1 protein-coding gene is annotated in these 1,892 nt (G+C 64.7%); it reads right to left on the reverse strand.

Annotation, left to right across the window (positions count from 1 at the left end; translation table 11 throughout):
- Positions 1–81 precede the first annotated feature (81 nt).
- Entirely contained in the window at positions 82–1,788 is a 1,707-nt protein-coding gene (locus tag R4P47_RS24955) for a transposase (RefSeq protein WP_317534359.1), read from the reverse strand.
- Positions 1,789–1,892 lie beyond the last annotated feature (104 nt).

Here is a 1,892-nt window from a genome sequence, read left to right on the forward strand (position 1 = left end):
CGGGCTGTTTCGATTTCGAGGTGGCCGTCGTTGGGCTGGGTGTGCGCGTAGGAACTATCGGGGTCGCGGGCGTGCCCGGCCTCAAGCCAGTGCCGGGGTTTGTGCTCCGATGGCCTTGAACAGGTTGTGTACCAGAGCGTGGAAGGTGAATTCCGCGGCTGCTCGTTGTTGTCCTCGGCTGCTGAAGCGTCGGAATCCGAGATTGTGTTTGGCGTGACCGAACGGGGTCTCGGCGATGTGGCTGCGCAGGCCGTAGAGCGCGGCACCGACCGGGGTCCGCAGCCGATGCGACATGACTTGTTTCGGTGTCGCACCCGGTGGTGGTGGCCCGTCGACGGGCATGTCGGCTGCTGCTTTCGACACCGCGGCGTGCTTGCCGATCGCGATCAACCGGTCGGGTCCGGGAGCGGTCAAATTCGCCTCGGTCAGATACCCGGCATCGGCGAGTAGCACCCCGATCTCGTTGTCGGCGTTCGGATCCGGATCGACACGAGCACTCGAGACGATATCGGCGGCAGCGACAGCCTTGTCGAGCATCGAGGTGAACATGGTTCCGTCGTTGGGATTGTTGCCCACCGATGTGGCGATGATGATCCCATCGCTGGTGGTCACCGCCTGGCAGTTGTAGCCCTGAATCCACCCACCGCCACGCAGCTGCATCGACCGCGACGCAGGGTCGGTGACGTTGCGTTTGGCCTCTCCGACAGTGGTCGGCGGCGTCGATACCGCAGTGGCAGCATCGACCGCGGCGCGCAGTCGTTCCTGCTCTGCGGCTTTGGCGTCGGCGGCAGCCCGGTCGGCGATCGCACGGTCGAGGAAACGCTGCACGCGAATGACTTTCGCGTTCCTCTCCACTGGGCCGGGAACACGTCCTTTCGCTGTTCCCGCAGCCTTCCTCGCCTGGTAGTTCTCGATCGTGGCCTGATGCCTGGCCCGCGCGTCGGCCAGGTTCATCTGCAATATTTCGACTCTGATCTCCGTCGGGGGTTTGCCGGTGACCGGACCCGATTCTTCACGCCGACGCAGATGATTCGCCACCAGCTTCTCTCGCCGTGCCAGCGTCGCAGTGCGCCGGTCGGTCTTGTTCTTCTCGATCTGCTCGCGCTCGGCGGCCTTGTCGGCGTTGATCTTCTCGAGTTCGGCCAACGCCTGCGCGATACGCGCCGCGCGAGAGCGTGGATCGGTCATCTCCTCGGGCACCTCGTCGCCGGTCGATCCCGGCCCGAACATCTCGTCCTCGGCGGCGTCGGCAGCAGCATGCTCAGCGGCGGCAGCCCGCGCATGCTCGCGAAGTCGCTGCTCGGCGGCCTCGGCAGCCGCTGCCCGCAGACCTTTCTCGGTGCGGTTGGCGCTCAGTGAGGCGTCGGAGGAGATCTTGACTCCGTCGAGCGCGACGACACCCAACCTGGCCAAACCCAGTTGCCCGCACAACAGTAGAACCTGGGTGAACAAGGCATCCATGTACGGGGCCACGTCAGCGCGAAACCGGGAGATCGTCACGTGATCGGGGGTGTTGCCCGCGCAGATGATCCGAAACGCGGCATCGCGCTGACACAATCGCTCGAGGACCCGCGAGGATCGTTGTCCCTGCGCCCACCCGAAGATCAGCACTGTTAGCAGCATGTCCGGGTCGTATCCCGCGCGCCCGACACCACCGGTGCGGCGCACCGCATGCACCGCCGAGGTATCCAACGCGGTGACCACATCGATCACGGTGAACACCGGATCCGATGCCGGCAACCACTCACGCATGTCCACCGGCAACAAGAACTGCTGATCCCGATCCACCGGGCGATAACCTTTGGCCACCAGCACATTCTCCCAGCCGACCACACCCCACTACAGACCAACACGCAGCAACATCAACCAGGCCCAATTCGCAACAGCCCGGA

The organism is Rhodococcus sp. IEGM 1370 (assembly GCF_033142325.1).
Lineage (GTDB): Bacteria > Actinomycetota > Actinomycetes > Mycobacteriales > Mycobacteriaceae > Rhodococcoides.